The sequence below is a fragment of the Mycobacterium sp. IS-2888 genome, from assembly GCF_001954215.1.
GTDB lineage: Bacteria > Actinomycetota > Actinomycetes > Mycobacteriales > Mycobacteriaceae > Mycobacterium.
The window spans coordinates 20885-36979 of sequence record NZ_MBET01000018.1 but is presented as its reverse complement, the minus strand read 5'-3'; the positions used below and the strand labels follow the sequence as shown (position 1 = coordinate 36979).

The window sequence follows — 16095 nt, the reverse complement described above, 5'->3', positions numbered from 1 at the left end:
GGCTTTCCGTGTGCCTTTCGGGCGCCCTGACCGCACTCTGAAAGCCGTAAGCGCACACTCGGATTTCCTTCGCCGAAACCGCCGCCACTAGGCTTGCCCGCTGTGATCACCCGGATGTCCGAGTTGTTCCTGCGCACCCTGCGTGACGATCCCGCCGACGCCGAAGTGCCCAGCCACAAGCTGCTGGTTCGGGCGGGATACGTCCGGCCCGTCGCGCCCGGGCTGTACAGCTGGCTGCCGCTCGGGCTGCGGGTGCTGCGCAACATCGAACGCGTCGTCCGCGAAGAGATGAATGCCATTGGCGGGCAAGAGATTCTGTTCCCCGCCCTGCTGCCGCGCGCGCCGTACGAGACGACGAACCGCTGGACCGAATACGGCGACGGCATTTTTCGGCTCAAAGACCGCCGCGACAACGACTACCTGCTCGCCCCCACCCACGAAGAGGTCTTCGCGCTGACGGTGAAGGGGGAGTACAGCTCCTACAAGGACTTTCCGCTGACGCTCTACCAGATCCAGATCAAGTATCGCGACGAGGCGCGGCCGCGGGCCGGCATCCTGCGCGCCCGGGAATTCGTCATGAAGGACTCCTACTCCTTCGACATCGACGAGGCCGGGCTCAAGGCGTCCTACCACGCGCACCGGGAGGCCTACCAGCGGATCTTCGATCGGCTGAAGGTGCGCTACGTCATCGTGTCGGCGGTGACCGGCGCCATGGGCGGCAGCGCCTCCGAGGAGTTCCTGGCCGAGAGCCCGGTGGGTGAGGACACCTTCGTGCGGTGCCTGGAATCCGGTTACGCGGCCAACGTCGAGGCCGTCGTCACCGCCCGCCCGGACGCGCTGCCCATCGAGGGGCTCCCCGAGGCGGTGGTGCACGACACCCCCGACACCCCGACCATCGCCACATTGGTGGCCTGGGCGAATGAGGCCGGCCTGGGCCGCACGGTGACCGCGGCCGACACGCTGAAGAACGTCCTGGTCAAAGTCCGCCAGCCCGGCGGCGACTGGGAGCTGCTGGCCATCGGCGTGCCCGGCGACCGCGAGGTCGACGACAAGCGGCTCAGCGCCGCGCTGGAGCCGGCCGAGTACGAATTACTCGGCGACGACGATTTCGCCAAGTATCCCTTTCTGGTCAAGGGCTACATCGGGCCGAAGGCATTGCGGGACAACGACGTTCGTTATCTTGTCGATCCGCGCGTGGTGGACGGCACCAGCTGGATCACCGGGGCCGACGAGCCGGGCCGCCACGTGGTCGGGTTGGTGGCCGGGCGCGACTTCACCGCCGACGGCACCATCGAGGCCGCCGAGGTGCGCGAGGGCGACCCGTCGCCCGACGGCGCCGGCCCGCTGGTCTCCGCGCGCGGCATCGAGGTCGGCCATATCTTCCAGCTAGGCCGCAAATACACCGATGCCTTCACCGTCGACGTCCTCGGCGAGGACGGCAAGCCGGTGCGACTCATCATGGGCTCCTACGGCCTCGGGGTGTCGCGGCTGGTGGCCGTCGTCGCCGAGCAGCAGCACGACGAGCTTGGCCTGCGCTGGCCGGCGTCGATCGCGCCGTTCGACGTCCACCTGGTGATCGCCAACAAGGATGCCGAGGCCCGTGCCGGGGCCACGAGGCTGGCCGCCGACCTGGATCGGCTGGGACTGGAGGTGCTGCTCGACGACCGCACCGCCTCGCCCGGCGTCAAGTTCAAGGACGCCGAGCTGCTGGGCATGCCGTGGATCGTCGTGGTGGGGCGCGGCTGGGCGGACGGCGTGGTCGAGCTGCGCGACCGCTTCGGCGGGCAGACCCGCGAGCTGGCCGCCGGCACCTCGCTGGCCACCGACATCGTGGCGGCCCTGGCCGGCTAGCTATTCCGGCTAGCTATTCCGGCTAGCTATTCGTTGCCGCCCGGGAAACTCGTCGTGATGGGCCAGGCGTTCAGTACCCGGTTCCACCGGGCGGCCAAGACCGTGCCCTGGGACAGGGCCGTCGCGGCGAACGCGCGGTCGTCGGCCGTCTCGGCATGCTCGATGACGGCGCGCCAAGCCGTCTGGCCGTCGGTTTCCATCCGCACCGCCAGCCGCGCGGCATCCGCCGGGCTGCCCACCAGCATCGGTAGCTGGTAGCCGGGGGCGGCGACCGGGGCGGTCACCTTGCGGGCGCTCAGCATGGCGATCACGTCGTCGCGGCGCTGGCGGTGCTGCAGTAGCGCCTCCACCACCAGGTTGTTGACGCCGGGCGGCGAGAGCGCGGACACGATGCCGTAGCCGTAGATCGTCGAGTGCTCGACGGACAGCGCGTCGCACAGCGCCGCGTTGTCGGCGTCCTTGCCCGAGGTCATGGCGTCGGCCCCGCGGGCACCAGGGCCACCAGGTACGACGCCGTGCAGGACGCGGCGATGGAGCCGAGCAGCCCGGCCCGGTAGCCCGATGACGAGGCCACCAACCGGCTGGCGCTCTCGGCCGATGCGCGCAGCGCGTTGACCACATCGCTCAGCGGCGGTGGCGGTGGCGGCGGCGCGCCCGGCTCGGCGGGAGCGGGGCTGGGCGTTTCGCTCGACGAGGACGAGAGCTTGCCGGCCGCCCGGGCGATCTCGGTGGACAGCGCCCGGGCGTGCGCGGCGCGCTGGGTGGCGACGACGGTCAGCGCGGCGGCGATCTGCGGCGGGTTGCCGACGGCCGCCGCGGCGGCAGTCGCGAGCGCGCTGTCGCGGCGGGCCTGGTCCAGCGGCCCGAGCAACTCCTCGACGGCGGGGGGCTTGGGCGGGGGCTCGCCACAGGCGGACGCGGCCACCCCGAGCGCGGCGATTGCCGCGCCGCCGGCGAGCACACCCCGCCGGTTGGTGACGGGTACGGGCACAGAAACATCCTGCCATTGCCACCTGCCATCGCGGGGAGGGCGGCCACGCCAAGAGGACCTCGACTGACCCACTACCTGACCCACCACCTGACCCACTACCTCGCCATGCGATCCGCCCCGTCATGGGCGATTCCTGGCGTATCGTTGATAGCTGGTTCTCGTCGAACGTCCAACGTTCCGCCGGGACGCCGGAAGCCGCCTGGGCGGCTGACAGGGCGGCGGTATCCGCCAGATGACCGGACAACTCAAGATGAGGAGCTCGCCGTGACCACCGGGCTACCTTCGCAGACGCAGGTGATCGAGCTACTCGGTGAAGAGTTCGCGCGCGCCGGCTATGAGATCGAAGACGTGGTCATCGACAGCCGCGCGCACCCGCCGCGGATCAGTGTGATCGCCGACGGCGACACCGCGCTCGACTTGGACACCATCGCCGCGTTGTCGCGCTCGGCGTCGGCTTTGCTGGACGGCTCGGACCTTCTCGCCGGCATTCGCGAGCGCTACGTCTTGGAGGTCAGCTCGCCGGGCGTGGACCGCCCGCTGACCAGCGCGAAGCACTTCCGCCGCGCGCGCGGACGCAAGGTCGAACTGGCGCTGGCGGACGGATCGCGGCTGACGGGCCGCGTCGGTGAGACCCGCGACGAGGCGCTGGCGTTGGTGGTCCGCGACGGGCGCGACTGGGCGGTGCGGCGGATCCCACTCGCCGAGATCGTGAAAGCCGTTGTCCAGGTTGAGTTTTCGCAGCCGCCCCAAGCGGAGTTGGAACTGGCGACTGGGGCCCTCATGGGGCAGGCCGACAGGACGGAGGCCGAAGCATGAATATCGACATGGCCGCGCTGCACGCGATCGAGGTGGACCGGGGGATCTCGGTCAACGAATTGCTCGAGACGATCAAATCCGCGTTGCTCACCGCCTACCGGCACACCCAGGGTCACCAGAACGACGCGCGCATCGAGATCGACCGCAAGACCGGCGTCGTCAAGGTGATCGCCCGCGAGCTCGACGAGGACGGCAACCTCATCAGCGAATGGGACGACACCCCGGAGGGCTTCGGCCGCATCGCCGCCACGACCGCACGCCAGGTGATGCTGCAGCGATTCCGCGACGCCGAAAACGAGCGCACCTACGGCGAGTTCTCGACCCGCGAGGGCGAGATCGTCGCGGGGGTGATCCAGCGCGACAGCCGCGCGAATGCGCGCGGCCTGGTCGTCGTCCGGATGGGCACCGAAACCAAGGCGTCCGAGGGCGTCATCCCGGCGGCCGAGCAGGTCCCCGGCGAGAGCTACGAGCACGGCAACCGGGTCCGGTGCTATGTCGTCGGCGTCACCCGGGGCGCCCGCGAGCCGCTGATCACGCTGTCGCGGACGCACCCCAATCTGGTGCGCAAGCTGTTTTCGCTGGAGGTTCCCGAAATCGCCGACGGCTCGGTCGAGATCGTGGCGGTGGCCCGCGAGGCCGGCCATCGCTCCAAGATCGCGGTCGCCTCCCGAGTGCCGGGCCTGAACGCCAAGGGCGCCTGCATCGGCCCGATGGGGCAGCGGGTCCGCAACGTGATGAGCGAGCTGTCGGGGGAGAAGATCGACATCATCGACTACGACGAGGATCCGGCCCGCTTCGTGGCCAACGCATTGTCGCCGGCCAAGGTGGTCTCCGTCTCGGTGATCGACCAGAGCGCCCGGGCCGCCCGGGTGGTGGTGCCCGACTTCCAGTTGTCGCTGGCCATCGGCAAGGAGGGCCAGAACGCGCGGTTGGCCGCCCGGCTGACCGGGTGGCGCATCGACATCCGCGGCGATTCGCCGGGAAGTTCCGAGGGGCACGCGGAGAACCAGTCCGAACACGGCGCCGGCCATCCGGTGGCACACGACCGCTGACCTGTAACCGCCCCGGCGCGGGCGGTTCTGACCATTGATCCGGTGACGCTAGACTGAGCCGTGATCCAGCGCGAGCCTTCGGAGTCGGCGCGCGGACGCCCGGGTGGACCGGTGCGGACGTGTGTTGGGTGCCGAAAGCGAGAGCTGGCCGTCGAACTGCTTCGAGTGGTAGCCGTGTCGGCCGGGAACGGCGAATACGCCGTGATCGTTGACACGGGGAGTAACCTGCCGGGGCGGGGTGCATGGTTGCATCCCGTACCGCAGTGCGTCCAGCAGGCGATTCGGCGGCGGGCTTTCACCAAAGCGCTGCGCATCGCCGGTTTACCGGACACGACCGCGGTGGTCGAGCACATAGCGACGCTTCGTGCGCTCGGCTCACCCGGCACCAACAGAAGAGGCAGCAAAGAACATGAGCACACCGTGAAGTCCCGATGACAATGCGTCATAGCTAAACCCGAGGCGCGGCCGCCCCACGACTGTCGCCTCATAGACAGGAGAAGTAGTGGCAGGTAAGGCCCGCGTACACGAGTTGGCTAAGGAACTCGGTGTCACCAGCAAGGAAGTCCTCGCCCGGCTGAATGAACAGGGCGAATTCGTCAAATCCGCGTCGTCGACCGTAGAGGCGCCGGTGGCTCGCCGGCTGCGCGAGTCGTTCGGCGGAGGCAAACCCGCCGCGGAAAAGGCCCCGGCCAAGGCCGCAAAGGCCGCCAAGGCCCCCGACCAAGCGCTGGACCAGGCCCTCGACAAGGCGATCGACAAATCCGCCGGTAACGGCGAAGCCACCGCGACCCCTGCCCAGCCCGCCGCCAAGGCGTCCCCGGCCGCGGCGGCGGAGGCGACTGCGCCAGCCGCGCCGCCGGCGGGCCAGCCGAAACCGCCGGCCCCGGGCCAACCGGCGACCCCTGGGATGACGCCGGGACCGCGTCCCGGTCCGGCGCCGAAGCCGGGCGTGCGCACCCCGCGCGTCGGCAACAACCCGTTCTCGTCGGCGCAACCCGTCGACCGGCCCATCCCGCGTCCCATGGCGCCGCGTCCCGGCGCGGCCCGGCCCGGGGCACCGCGCCCGGGCGCGTCGCCGGGCAGCATGCCGCCGCGTCCCGGCGGCGCCGGTGCGCAAGGCCGTCCGGCGCGCGCCGGTGGTCCGCGTCCCGGCGGCGGCCGGCCCGGTGGGCCCGGTGGCGGCCGCGATGCCGGTGGCGGTAACTACCGCGGCGGCGGAGGCGGCGTCGGAGCGGCACCTGGAGGCGGCGGCGGTTTTCGAGGCCGTCCCGGCGGCGGCGGTCGTCCCGGGCAGCGCGGCGGCGCGGCCGGCGCATTCGGCCGTCCCGGCGGTGCGCCGCGGCGTGGTCGCAAGTCCAAGCGGGCGAAACGCGCCGAATACGAGAACATGCAGGCGCCGGTCGTCGGTGGCGTGCGGTTGCCGCACGGCAACGGCGAGACGATCCGGTTGGCCCGCGGGGCCTCCCTGTCCGACTTCGCCGAGAAGATCGACGCCAATCCGGCCGCACTGGTGCAGGCGCTGTTCAACCTCGGCGAGATGGTGACGGCCACCCAGTCGGTGGGCGACGAGACGCTCGAGCTGCTGGGCAGCGAGATGAACTACGTCGTGCAGGTCGTCAGCCCCGAGGACGAAGACCGCGAGCTGCTGGAGTCGTTCGACCTGACCTACGGCGAGGACGAAGGCACCGAGGAAGACCTGCAGACGCGTCCGCCGGTGGTGACCGTGATGGGTCACGTCGACCACGGTAAAACCCGGCTGCTGGACACGATCCGGAATGCCAGCGTCCGCGAGGCCGAGGCGGGTGGCATCACCCAGCACATCGGCGCCTACCAGGTTTCCGTCGACCTCGACGGCGCCGAGCGGCTGATCACCTTCATCGACACCCCGGGTCACGAGGCGTTCACCGCCATGCGTGCCCGCGGCGCCAAGGCCACCGACATCGCGATCCTGGTGGTCGCCGCCGACGACGGCGTGATGCCGCAGACGGTGGAGGCCATCAACCATGCGCAGGCCGCCGACGTGCCGATTGTGGTGGCGGTCAACAAGATCGACAAGGAAGGCGCCGACCCGGCCAAGATTCGCGGGCAGCTCACCGAATTCGGTTTGGTGCCAGAGGAATTCGGCGGCGACACGATGTTCGTGGACATCTCGGCGAAGGTGGGCACCAACATCGAGGCGCTGGAGGAGGCGGTGCTGCTGACCGCGGACGCCGCGCTGGACCTGCGGGCCAACCCCGACATGGAGGCCCAGGGTGTGGCGATCGAGGCACACCTGGACCGCGGCCGCGGGCCGGTGGCCACCGTGCTGGTGCAGCGCGGCACGCTGCGCGTCGGCGACTCGGTGGTCGCCGGCGACGCCTACGGGCGGGTCCGCCGCATGGTCGACGAGCACGGCGAGGACGTCGAGGAGGCGCTGCCGTCGCGGCCGGTGCAGGTCATCGGCTTCACGTCGGTGCCCGGCGCCGGTGACAACTTCCTGGTCGTCGACGAGGACCGCATCGCACGCCAGATCGCCGACCGGCGCAGCGCCCGCAAGCGCAACGCCCTGGCGGCGCGTTCCCGCAAGCGGATCAGCCTGGAGGACCTGGACTCGGCGCTGAAGGAAACCAGCCAGCTGAACCTGATCCTCAAGGGCGACAACGCCGGTACCGTCGAGGCGCTGGAGGAGGCCCTGATGGGCATCCAGGTCGACGACGAGGTGGAACTGCGCGTCATCGACCGCGGCGTCGGTGGCATCACCGAGACCAACGTCAACCTGGCGTCGGCCTCCGACGCGGTGATCATCGGCTTCAACGTCCGCGCCGAAGGCAAGGCGACGGAGCTGGCCAACCGCGAAGGCGTGGACATCCGGTACTACTCGGTGATCTACCAGGCGATCGACGAGATCGAGAAGGCGCTGCGCGGCATGCTCAAGCCGATCTACGAGGAGAACCAGCTGGGCCGCGCCGAGATCCGCGCGATCTTCCGGTCCTCGAAGGTCGGCGTCATCGCCGGCTGCCTGATCACCTCCGGGATCGTGCGCCGCAACGCCAAGGCCCGGTTGTTGCGCGACAACATCGTCGTGTCCGACAACCTGACGATCACCTCGCTGCGGCGGGAAAAGGACGACGTGACCGAGGTCCGTGACGGCTTCGAATGCGGTATGACACTGGGTTACTCCGACATCAAGGAAGGCGACATCATCGAGTCCTACGAGCTCGTCCAAAAGGAACGCGCCTAATGGCAGATCCCGCTCGGGCGCGCCGGCTGGCCAAGCGGATCAACACGATCGTCGCGTCGGCGATCGAGTTCGAGATCAAGGATCCCGGGCTGGACGGGGTGACCATCGTCGACACGAAGGTGACAGCCGACCTGCACGACGCGACGGTGTTCTACACCGTGATGGGACGCACGCTCGACGACGAGCCGGACTACGCGGCCGCCGCGGCCGCGCTGGATCGCGCCAAGGGCGCCCTGCGCACCATGGTCGGGGCGGGAACCGGTGTGCGCTTCACTCCGACGTTGACGTTCACCCGGGACACGACGTCCGACACCGTGCGACGGATGGACGAGTTGTTGGCCCGCGCCCGCGCCGCGGACGCCGATCTGGCGCGGGTTCGGGTGGGCGCCAAGCCGGCAGGGGAGGCCGACCCGTACCGTGAGACGGGGCTCGACGCTAAGGACACCGGTGACGACGATCAACGCGAAAACTGAGCTGGCCGATGCCCCGGTTGCCGGGGTACGCGTCGACGCGGTGCGCGCCGCCGAGTTGCTGGCGGCGGCGACGACGATCGCGGTGGTCTGCCACGTCCATCCCGACGCCGACACCATCGGTGCGGGGCTGGCCCTGGCCACGGTCCTGGATCGGTGCGGCAAAGAGGTCGAGGTCGGTTTCGCCGCGCCCGAGACGTTGCCGGAGTCGTTGGGGACGCTGCCCGGCTGCCACCTGCTGGTGCATCCCGACGCGATGCGCCGCGACGTGGATTTGGTTGTGACCGTTGACGTTCCGAGCGCCAAACGGCTCGGTGCCCTGATTGACCTGGCCGGCCCGGACCAGCACCTGCTGGTGATCGATCACCACGCTTCCAACGAGGAGTTCGGTACCGCGAATTTCGTCGACCCGTCGGCGGACTCCACCACGCTGTTGGTTGCCGAACTGCTCGACGCGTGGGGCCAGCCGCTCGATACCGACGTCGCGCATTGCATTTACGCGGGACTGACGACCGACACCGGGTCCTTCCGCTGGGCCAGCGCTCGGGCTCACCGGCTGGCGGCCCGGCTCGTGGACGCCGGCGTGAACAATGCCGCGATATCCCGGGCGCTGATGGACACCCATCCATTCGCGTGGCTGCCGATGCTGTCGCGGGTGTTGGGTTCGGCGCAGCTGGTGCCCGACGGGGCGGGTGGCCGCGGTCTGGTCTACGTGGTCGTCGACAACTCCGAATGGGTCAATTCGCGCCCGGAGGAAGTCGAGAGCATCGTCGACATCGTGCGCACCACGCAGCAGGCCGAGGTGGCCGCGGTGTTCAAGGAGGTCGACCCGCAACACTGGTCGGTGTCGATGCGCGCCAAGGCCGAGGTGGATTTGGCGGCGGTCGCGTCCGTGTTCGGCGGCGGTGGCCACCGGCTGGCCGCCGGCTATTCGACGACCGGCTCGGTCGACGACGTCGTCGCCTCGCTGCGCACCGCGCTCGGCTGATCGGGTTACAGCGCCGGCCGCCTCACTTTGTCTTGGGCATGGCGTCACCCCAATAGGCGAGGACGGCGATGGCGAAGGCAATGAACACGATCGCCAGGCCGAGGGCCGGCCACTTCCACATGACGGTTCGGCGAGTGGTCCGACGAACGCCGGAGACGATCGCCCCGATGCCCGCCAGCAGCGCGGCAAGAGCGATCCCGCCGACGATGACGCCCGCTCCGCTCCACATGTTGTGAACGAAGCGCGTCACCGCTGGGCTGTCGCAGTCATCACTGCAAATGGGCATCATCGTCCACAACAAACCCAGCGCCGCGGCGGCGAGCGCCAGCAGGCTGGCCCCTGCTTGAATTACGAAAAGGGTTATGGTCGCGGCCTTGTCGGCGGTCGATCGCTGCCGGGGAGGCGGCGGAAAGCTCGCACCGTAGGGCGGCCTGTGAAAGGTCACGCGCCTAGCGCACCTGGGAGCGTCCGCGTTGCAGCACGGCCTCACGGTTGGCGGCGATGTCGTCACCGCTGGTCCGGAATTGCCTGGCCGCCATCGCTTCCAGCCACAGCCCGGCACTCGTCTGCGAATCGTCGATCCGGTGATAGGACGCCAGCAACGCCCGCACCGCGTTCTGGTTGTTGCCGACGATGCTCGCCGCCACCTCGCGGGCGGTGGCCAGCAGCGCCTCGTGCGGCACCACCTCGGTGACCAGCCCGGCCCGCAGCGCGTCGGCCGCCGACAGGTAGTCCCCGGTCATACTCATCCGCCGGGCCAGGCCGACCCCCACCTTCTGCGGTAACCGCACGCTCAAGCCCCAGGTGGGTAGCAGCCCCACCCGGGCATGGGTGTCGGCGAAGCGTGCCTGCTCCGAGGCGATCACGATGTCGCAGTACAGGACCAGCTCCAGCCCGCCGGTGACGGCGGCGCCGTTGATGGCGCCGATCACGGGCTTGGTCATCGCCGGCCACCGCGGTGAGATGTCCGGCAGGGCCGTGACGCTGCCCAGCTCCTTGAGGTCGAGTCCGGCGCAGAACACCGGATCGGTGCCGGTGACGATGATTACGTCGACGTCCTCGTCCGTCTCGGCGTCGGTCAGGGCACCGAAGAACCGGTCCCGCAGCGCCGAGGACAGGGCATTGCGGGACTGGGGCCGGTTGAGCGTCAGGGTGCGCACCCGCTCGTCGGTGTCGATCAGCAGGATGTCGTCGGTCATGCCATCACCGTAATCAGGCGCGGCGCCTATCGTTGAGCCATGTGCCGAAACATCACCGAACTGCGGGGATTGCAGCCCGCGGCCACGGCCGAGGAGATCGCGGCGGCCGCCCGCCAGTACGTGCGCAAGGTCAGCGGCATCACCCGCCCGTCGGCGGCCAACGCCGAGGCGTTCGAGACGGCGGTGGCCGAGGTCACCGAGACGACGACGCGGCTGCTGCGCGCCCTGCCGCCGCGGCGCCAGCCACCCAAGACCGTTCCGCCGCTGCGCCGGCCCGAGGTGCTGGCCCGGCTCGGCGGCCCGGTATGACGCTGACCGCCACGGCGCCCGCGCTCAAGGAGTGGAGCGCCGTCGTGCACGCGCTGCTGGACGGCCGGCAGCGCGTGCTGCTGCGCAAGGGCGGCATCGGCGAGAAACGGTTCGAGGTGGCGGCCCAGGAGTTCCTCTTCTTTCCGACCGTCGCGCACAGCCACGCGCAGCGCGTCCGGCCCGAACACCGCGACCTGCTTCAACCGGCGGCCGCCGACAGCACCGACGATCACCTGGTGATCCGGGCCGCCGCGAAAGTCGTTGCCGCGCAAGAAGTCAACCGCCCCGACGGGCTTGCGGCCATCGAGGACCTGCACATCTGGACGCCCGAATCGGTGCGCGCCGATCGGCTCGACTTCCGCCCCAAGCACAAGCTGGCGGTGTTGGTGGTGTCGGTCATCCCGTTCGCCGAGCCGGTACGCATCGCCCGCAGCCCCGACTACGCGGGCTGCAAGAGTTGGGTGCAGCTGCCGGTGCGCCCGGATTTGGCGGCGGCGGTGCATGACCCCGTCTATGACGACGCCGCGCTGGCCGACGTCGCCGTCCGCGTCCGCGACGCCGTTGGCTGACTCGGGGTTGGCTGACGGGTCGGGTAAGCGAGCCCGGACTAGAACTTGTAGTACGGCACGAGGTCGTTGGCCCGCTGCAGGTTGGTGGACGGGCAGTCGACCTCGGGGTTGGAGTAGATCGTCGAGTAGTACAGCGCCTGCTGCAGCACCCCGTAGCTGGTCTTGAACGCCACCATGCAGGAGAAGTACCAGTAGCTGTTGTGATACGTCGGCTTCAGGACCCAGTACGTGGCGGCGCGATGTCCGGCGATGGTGGTCTCCAGCGCGTCGGGCGGCAGCGACTGTTCGTATTGGCGCCAGATGATCGGCTCGACGGCCAATTGATAATTGCCCGCGTCCAAATGGCAGCGCAGGCCGTCCTCGGGTTCCGGTGGGGTGAAGGCCAGCCCGAGCCGCTGCAGGGCGTCGAACGGTATGTCCCGGCACGGATCGAACGGGCTCGGGTCGGTGGTCGCCACGATCGGGCTCTTCATCGTGGTCTCCGGGGTCTCCATCGGGGCCGCGGTCGAGCGCAGCTCGACGGCCTTGCCCGTGTCCCGCGCGGGCGGGCCGCTGAACCAGCCCGCGGTTCCCCCCAGGGCCGCCGCGATCAACGCAGCGACCGCTCCGATCAGTCGCACTCTGGTGAACACCATGCCCCCTGATCCGGACCCCCTGACGCCTCGGCGATCCCTTGGCGGGAGTGTACAAGTCGGGCCCTCACAGTGAAACGAGAACATGTTCTAATCCGCCGATCAAGGCCCTAGCCGAAACCGGGCCATCACACCGGCGGGTGACAACGGGTCGTTAGGCTGGTTAGTCGTGGCAAGTCAGCAGTCGAGCAACGGGGGACAGCCAACCCTGTGGGCGGTTTCGGACCTGCACACCGGCCACCTCGGCAACAAGCCCGTCACCGAATCGCTGCACCCGTCGTCGCCGGAGGACTGGCTGATCGTCGCCGGGGACGTCGCCGAACGCACCGACGAGATCCGCTGGGCCCTTGACCTGCTGCGACGACGCTTCGCCAAGGTGATCTGGGTGCCCGGCAACCACGAGCTGTGGACCACGAATCGCGATCCCGCGCAGGTCTTCGGCCGGGCGCGGTATGACTACCTGGTCCACATGTGCGACGAGCTGGGCGTGGTCACGCCGGAGCACCCGTTCCCGGTATGGACCGAACGCGGCGGCCCGGCCACGATCGTGCCGATGTTCCTGCTCTACGACTACACCTTCTTGCCCGAGGGGGCGACGAGCAAAGCCGAGGGTCTGGCCATCGCCCGGGAGCGCAACGTGGTGGCCACCGACGAATTCCTGCTCTCACCGGAGCCCTACCCGACCCGCGACGCCTGGTGCCGGGAGCGGCTCGCGGTCACCCGCGCGCGCCTCGAACAGCTGGACTGGATGACACCGACGGTCCTGGTGAACCACTTCCCGCTGGTCCGCGACCCCTGCGACGCGTTGTTCTACCCGGAGTTCTCGCTGTGGTGCGGCACCACCAAGACCGCCGACTGGCACACCCGCTACAACGCCGTCTGCTCGGTCTACGGACACCTGCACATTCCGCGCACCACCTGGTACGACGACGTGCGCTTCGAGGAGGTGTCGGTCGGTTACCCCCGGGAATGGCGGCGGCGCAAGCCGTACACCTGGCTGCGCCAGGTCCTGCCGGATCCGCAGTACGCGCCCGGCTACCTCAACGACTTCGGCGGTCACTTCGTGATCACCCCCGAGATGCGCAAACAGGCCACGCAATTCCGGGAACGGCTGCGCCAGCGGCAGTCACGATGACGGAGCGGATGCTGGTGTCGTCGGTGCTGCCGGCGTCCGGGGATCCGGCGTACGGGGATCTGGCGTACGCGGAGGCATACACCGATCCGCCCGGGCTGGCCCCGTTGCCCGAAGAAGAGCCGCTGATCGCCAGGTCGGTGGCCAAGCGGCGCAACGAGTTCATCACCGTCCGGCATTGCGCTCGGATCGCGCTGGGCGAGCTCGGGGTGCCGCCGGTGCCAATCCTCAAGGGCGACAAGGGACAACCGTGTTGGCCCGACGGCGTGGTCGGCAGCCTCACGCACTGCACGGGCTATCGCGGCGCGGTGGTGGGGCGCAGTGCATCCGTGCGGTCGGTGGGTATCGACGCCGAACCCCACGACGTGTTGCCCAACGGCGTGCTGGACGCTGTCACGCTGGAGGAGGAACGCCACGAGATTTCCGCCCTGCCCGAGGGCCTGCATTGGGATCGAATCCTGTTCTGCGCCAAGGAGGCAACGTACAAGGCCTGGTTCCCGTTGACCAAGCGCTGGCTGGGTTTCGAGGACGCCCACGTGGTTTTCGACGTCGATCCGGCCGGCGGCGGAAGGGCCGGGGTGTTCGTGTCCAAGATCCTGATCGATCCCGCCGCGCTGTCGGGCCCGCCGCTGACCGTGCTGCGGGGCCGCTGGTCGGTCGAGCGCGGGCTGGTGCTGACCGCGATCGTGCTATGAGCGAACCGGGCCCAGGCGGCTCCGGCATTGTGGTGATCGACAAGCCGGCCGGAATGACCAGCCACGACGTGGTGGGCCGGTGTCGCCGCATCTTTTCCACCCGCAGGGTGGGACACGCGGGGACGCTGGACCCGATGGCCACCGGCGTGTTGGTGATCGGGGTCGACCGCGCCACCAAGATCCTCGGCCTGCTGACGGCTGCGTCGAAGTCGTACGCCGCCACCGTCCGACTTGGCCAGACCACGTCAACCGAGGACGCCGAAGGTGAACTGCTGCAAAGCGTCTCGGCCGAGCGGGTGACCGGCGAGGCGATCGCGGCCGGGGTCGCCGGGCTGCGCGGCGAGATCCAGCAGGTGCCGTCGGCGGTCAGCGCGATCAAGGTCGGCGGGCGTCGCGCCTACCGGTTGGTCCGCGAGGGCCGCGAGGTCGAGCTCGAGCCGCGCCCGGTCCGCATCGACCGGCTCGAGGTGTCCGACGTTCGACGCCACGGCCCTCTCGTCGACGTCGACATCGAGGTCGACTGCTCGTCGGGCACCTACGTCCGCGCACTGGCGCGCGATCTGGGTGCCGCGCTCGGTGTCGGCGGACACCTGACGTCGTTGCGGCGCACCCGCGTCGGCCGCTTCACGCTGCACGACGCGCGCTCGCTCGACGACCTGGCCGAGCGCGACGCCTCTTCTAGGCTGAGCTGGACGCTCGACGAGGCGTGTCTGCTGATGTTTCCGCGCCGCGAGCTGTCCGCCGAGGAGGCCAACGCGGCCGCCAACGGCCGGCCCCTTTCGCCGGCCGGTGTGGACGGCGTCTATGCCGCCACGGACCCCGACGGCCGGGTGATGGCGCTGCTGCGCGACGAGGGCTCGCGCACCAAGTCGGTGGTGGTGGTTCGCCCGGCGACGCTGTAGGCATACGCTGGGTCGCGGGTAGCTAGACGGGCTACGGGTCGGAAGGGGACAACGATGTCCAGCGAGATGTCCAGCAAGATGTCCAACAAGGTTTACGTCGTCGGCGTCGGCATGACGAAATTCGAGAAGCCGGGCCGCCGCGAGGGCTGGGACTACCCGGACATGGCGCGGGAGTCCGGCACCAAGGCCCTCGAGGATGCCGGTGTCGACTACCGCGACATCGAGCAGGGCTACGTCGGCTACGTCGCGGGCGACTCGACGTCGGGGCAGCGGGCCCTCTACGAACTTGGCATGACGGGCATCCCGATCGTCAACGTCAACAACAACTGCTCCACCGGCTCGACCGCGCTTTTCCTAGCGGCACAGGCCATCCGCGGCGGCATCGCCAACTGCGCCATGGCGCTGGGCTTCGAGAAGATGCAGCCCGGGCCCCTGCAGGGCGGTGCCCAAGACCGGGAATCGCCGATGGGCAAGCACGTCAAGGCGTTGGCCGAGATCGACGAATTCGCTTTTCCCGTCGCGCCGTGGATGTTCGGGGCGGCCGGCCGCGAGCACATGAAGAAGTACGGCACCACCGCCGAGCACTTCGCCAAGATCGGCCTGAAGAACCACAAGCACTCGGTCAACAACCCGTACGCGCAGTTCCAGGAGGAGTACACGCTCGAGGACATCCTGGCCGCGAAGATGATCTCCGACCCGCTCACCAAACTGCAGTGCTCGCCGACCTCCGACGGCTCGGCCGCGGTGGTGCTGGCCAGCGAGGAATACGTGGCCAACCACGGCCTCGCCGGGCAGGCGGTGGAGATCGTGGGGCAGGCGATGACCACCGACTTCGCGTCCACCTTCGACGGCAGTGCCCGTAACATCATCGGCTACGACATGAATGTGCAAGCCGCCCAACGGGTTTACGATCAGTCCGGGCTCGGTCCCGAGGACTTCCAGGTGATCGAGCTGCACGACTGCTTTTCCGCCAACGAGCTGCTGCTTTACGAGGCGCTCGGCCTATGTGGCGAGGGCGAGGCGCCCAAGCTGGTCGACGACAACCAGACCACCTATGGCGGGCGCTGGGTGGTCAACCCGTCGGGCGGACTGATCTCCAAGGGGCACCCGTTGGGCGCGACGGGGCTGGCGCAGTGTTCGGAGCTGACCTGGCAGCTGCGCGGGACGGCCGACAAGCGTCAGGTCGACAACGTCACCGCCGCTTTGCAACACAACATCGGCCTGGGCGGCGCGGCCGTCGTGACGGCATACCAGCGCGCCGAACGCTGA

Annotated in this window: 18 protein-coding genes; 13 read left to right on the top strand and 5 right to left on the bottom strand. The window is 69.4% G+C overall.

Annotated elements, in window-relative coordinates; genetic code table 11:
• The first annotated feature begins 102 nt into the window (after positions 1 to 102).
• Positions 103 to 1851, top strand: coding sequence for a proline--tRNA ligase (locus A5745_RS02705; RefSeq protein WP_076115017.1), 1749 nt, complete (start codon positions 103 to 105; stop codon positions 1849 to 1851).
• A 26-nt stretch (positions 1852 to 1877) separates the two neighbouring features.
• Here A5745_RS02705 and A5745_RS02700 read toward each other — a convergent pair whose 3' ends face one another.
• Both A5745_RS02700 and A5745_RS02695 read right to left on the bottom strand, forming a co-directional pair.
• Positions 1878 to 2324 carry a ferritin-like domain-containing protein gene (locus tag A5745_RS02700; protein ID WP_076063576.1) on the bottom strand — a complete coding sequence of 149 codons (447 nt, stop codon included), beginning with the start codon at positions 2322 to 2324 and terminating at the stop codon, positions 1878 to 1880.
• The gene (locus A5745_RS02695) at positions 2321 to 2842 is read right to left on the bottom strand and encodes a hypothetical protein (protein WP_254848480.1); all 522 of its coding nucleotides are present in this window, start codon (positions 2840 to 2842) and stop codon (positions 2321 to 2323) included. The genes A5745_RS02700 and A5745_RS02695 overlap by 4 nt, the downstream gene beginning before the upstream one ends.
• 264 nt (positions 2843 to 3106) lie before the next feature.
• On the opposite strand from A5745_RS02695, the gene rimP reads away from it, so the two are divergent.
• From rimP to A5745_RS02665, 6 genes are all read left to right on the top strand, one after another.
• Positions 3107 to 3658, top strand: a complete 552-nt coding sequence (rimP, locus tag A5745_RS02690) for a ribosome maturation factor RimP (RefSeq protein ID WP_076115015.1) — start codon at positions 3107 to 3109, stop codon at positions 3656 to 3658.
• Positions 3655 to 4710, top strand: a complete 1056-nt coding sequence (gene nusA / locus A5745_RS02685) for a transcription termination factor NusA (RefSeq protein ID WP_076063580.1) — start codon at positions 3655 to 3657, stop codon at positions 4708 to 4710. The genes rimP and nusA overlap by 4 nt, the downstream gene beginning before the upstream one ends.
• Before the next feature lie 60 nt (positions 4711 to 4770).
• The gene (locus A5745_RS02680; RefSeq protein ID WP_217695261.1) at positions 4771 to 5145 is read left to right on the top strand and encodes a YlxR family protein; all 375 of its coding nucleotides are present in this window, start codon (positions 4771 to 4773) and stop codon (positions 5143 to 5145) included.
• 67 nt (positions 5146 to 5212) lie between these two features.
• Positions 5213 to 7930, top strand: a complete 2718-nt coding sequence (gene infB / locus A5745_RS02675) for a translation initiation factor IF-2 (protein ID WP_076115014.1) — start codon at positions 5213 to 5215, stop codon at positions 7928 to 7930.
• Positions 7930 to 8403, top strand: a complete 474-nt coding sequence (gene rbfA, locus A5745_RS02670) for a 30S ribosome-binding factor RbfA (protein ID WP_076063583.1) — start codon at positions 7930 to 7932, stop codon at positions 8401 to 8403. Before infB ends, rbfA begins: the two co-directional genes overlap by 1 nt.
• Positions 8378 to 9388 carry a bifunctional oligoribonuclease/PAP phosphatase NrnA gene (locus A5745_RS02665; RefSeq protein ID WP_076115013.1) on the top strand — a complete coding sequence of 337 codons (1011 nt, stop codon included), beginning with the start codon at positions 8378 to 8380 and terminating at the stop codon, positions 9386 to 9388. Before rbfA ends, A5745_RS02665 begins: the two co-directional genes overlap by 26 nt.
• Positions 9389 to 9410: 22 nt before the next feature.
• Here the strand turns inward: A5745_RS02665 and A5745_RS02660 are convergent, their stop codons facing one another.
• Both A5745_RS02660 and A5745_RS02655 read right to left on the bottom strand, forming a co-directional pair.
• Complete coding sequence (locus A5745_RS02660) at positions 9411 to 9833, bottom strand: hypothetical protein (RefSeq protein ID WP_076063588.1); 423 nt, start codon at positions 9831 to 9833, stop codon at positions 9411 to 9413.
• Between the two features lie 4 nt (positions 9834 to 9837).
• Positions 9838 to 10587, bottom strand: coding sequence for an enoyl-CoA hydratase (locus tag A5745_RS02655; protein WP_076115012.1), 750 nt, complete (start codon positions 10585 to 10587; stop codon positions 9838 to 9840).
• Between the two features lie 39 nt (positions 10588 to 10626).
• On the opposite strand from A5745_RS02655, the gene A5745_RS02650 reads away from it, so the two are divergent.
• Together A5745_RS02650 and A5745_RS02645 are read left to right on the top strand one after the other, a co-directional pair.
• Positions 10627 to 10896: a DUF2277 domain-containing protein gene (locus A5745_RS02650; RefSeq protein WP_076063591.1), complete on the top strand. Its 270-nt coding sequence runs from the start codon at positions 10627 to 10629 to the stop codon at positions 10894 to 10896.
• Positions 10893 to 11465: a DUF1802 family protein gene (locus A5745_RS02645; protein WP_076115011.1), complete on the top strand. Its 573-nt coding sequence runs from the start codon at positions 10893 to 10895 to the stop codon at positions 11463 to 11465. The genes A5745_RS02650 and A5745_RS02645 overlap by 4 nt, the downstream gene beginning before the upstream one ends.
• A 38-nt stretch (positions 11466 to 11503) precedes the next feature.
• Here the strand turns inward: A5745_RS02645 and A5745_RS02640 are convergent, their stop codons facing one another.
• Positions 11504 to 12097: a DUF3558 domain-containing protein gene (locus A5745_RS02640; RefSeq protein ID WP_076063924.1), complete on the bottom strand. Its 594-nt coding sequence runs from the start codon at positions 12095 to 12097 to the stop codon at positions 11504 to 11506.
• Positions 12098 to 12266: 169 nt separating this feature from the next.
• Between A5745_RS02640 and A5745_RS02635 the strand changes: the two genes are divergently transcribed.
• From A5745_RS02635 to A5745_RS02620, 4 genes are all read left to right on the top strand, one after another.
• Positions 12267 to 13232 carry a metallophosphoesterase gene (locus A5745_RS02635; protein WP_076115010.1) on the top strand — a complete coding sequence of 322 codons (966 nt, stop codon included), beginning with the start codon at positions 12267 to 12269 and terminating at the stop codon, positions 13230 to 13232.
• Positions 13229 to 13924 carry a 4'-phosphopantetheinyl transferase gene (locus tag A5745_RS02630; RefSeq protein ID WP_076063596.1) on the top strand — a complete coding sequence of 232 codons (696 nt, stop codon included), beginning with the start codon at positions 13229 to 13231 and terminating at the stop codon, positions 13922 to 13924. The genes A5745_RS02635 and A5745_RS02630 overlap by 4 nt, the downstream gene beginning before the upstream one ends.
• Entirely contained in the window at positions 13921 to 14826 is a 906-nt protein-coding gene (truB, locus tag A5745_RS02625) for a tRNA pseudouridine(55) synthase TruB (RefSeq protein WP_076115009.1), read from the top strand. The genes A5745_RS02630 and truB overlap by 4 nt, the downstream gene beginning before the upstream one ends.
• A 66-nt stretch (positions 14827 to 14892) precedes the next feature.
• Positions 14893 to 16095, top strand: a complete 1203-nt coding sequence (locus A5745_RS02620; protein ID WP_076115054.1) for a lipid-transfer protein — start codon at positions 14893 to 14895, stop codon at positions 16093 to 16095.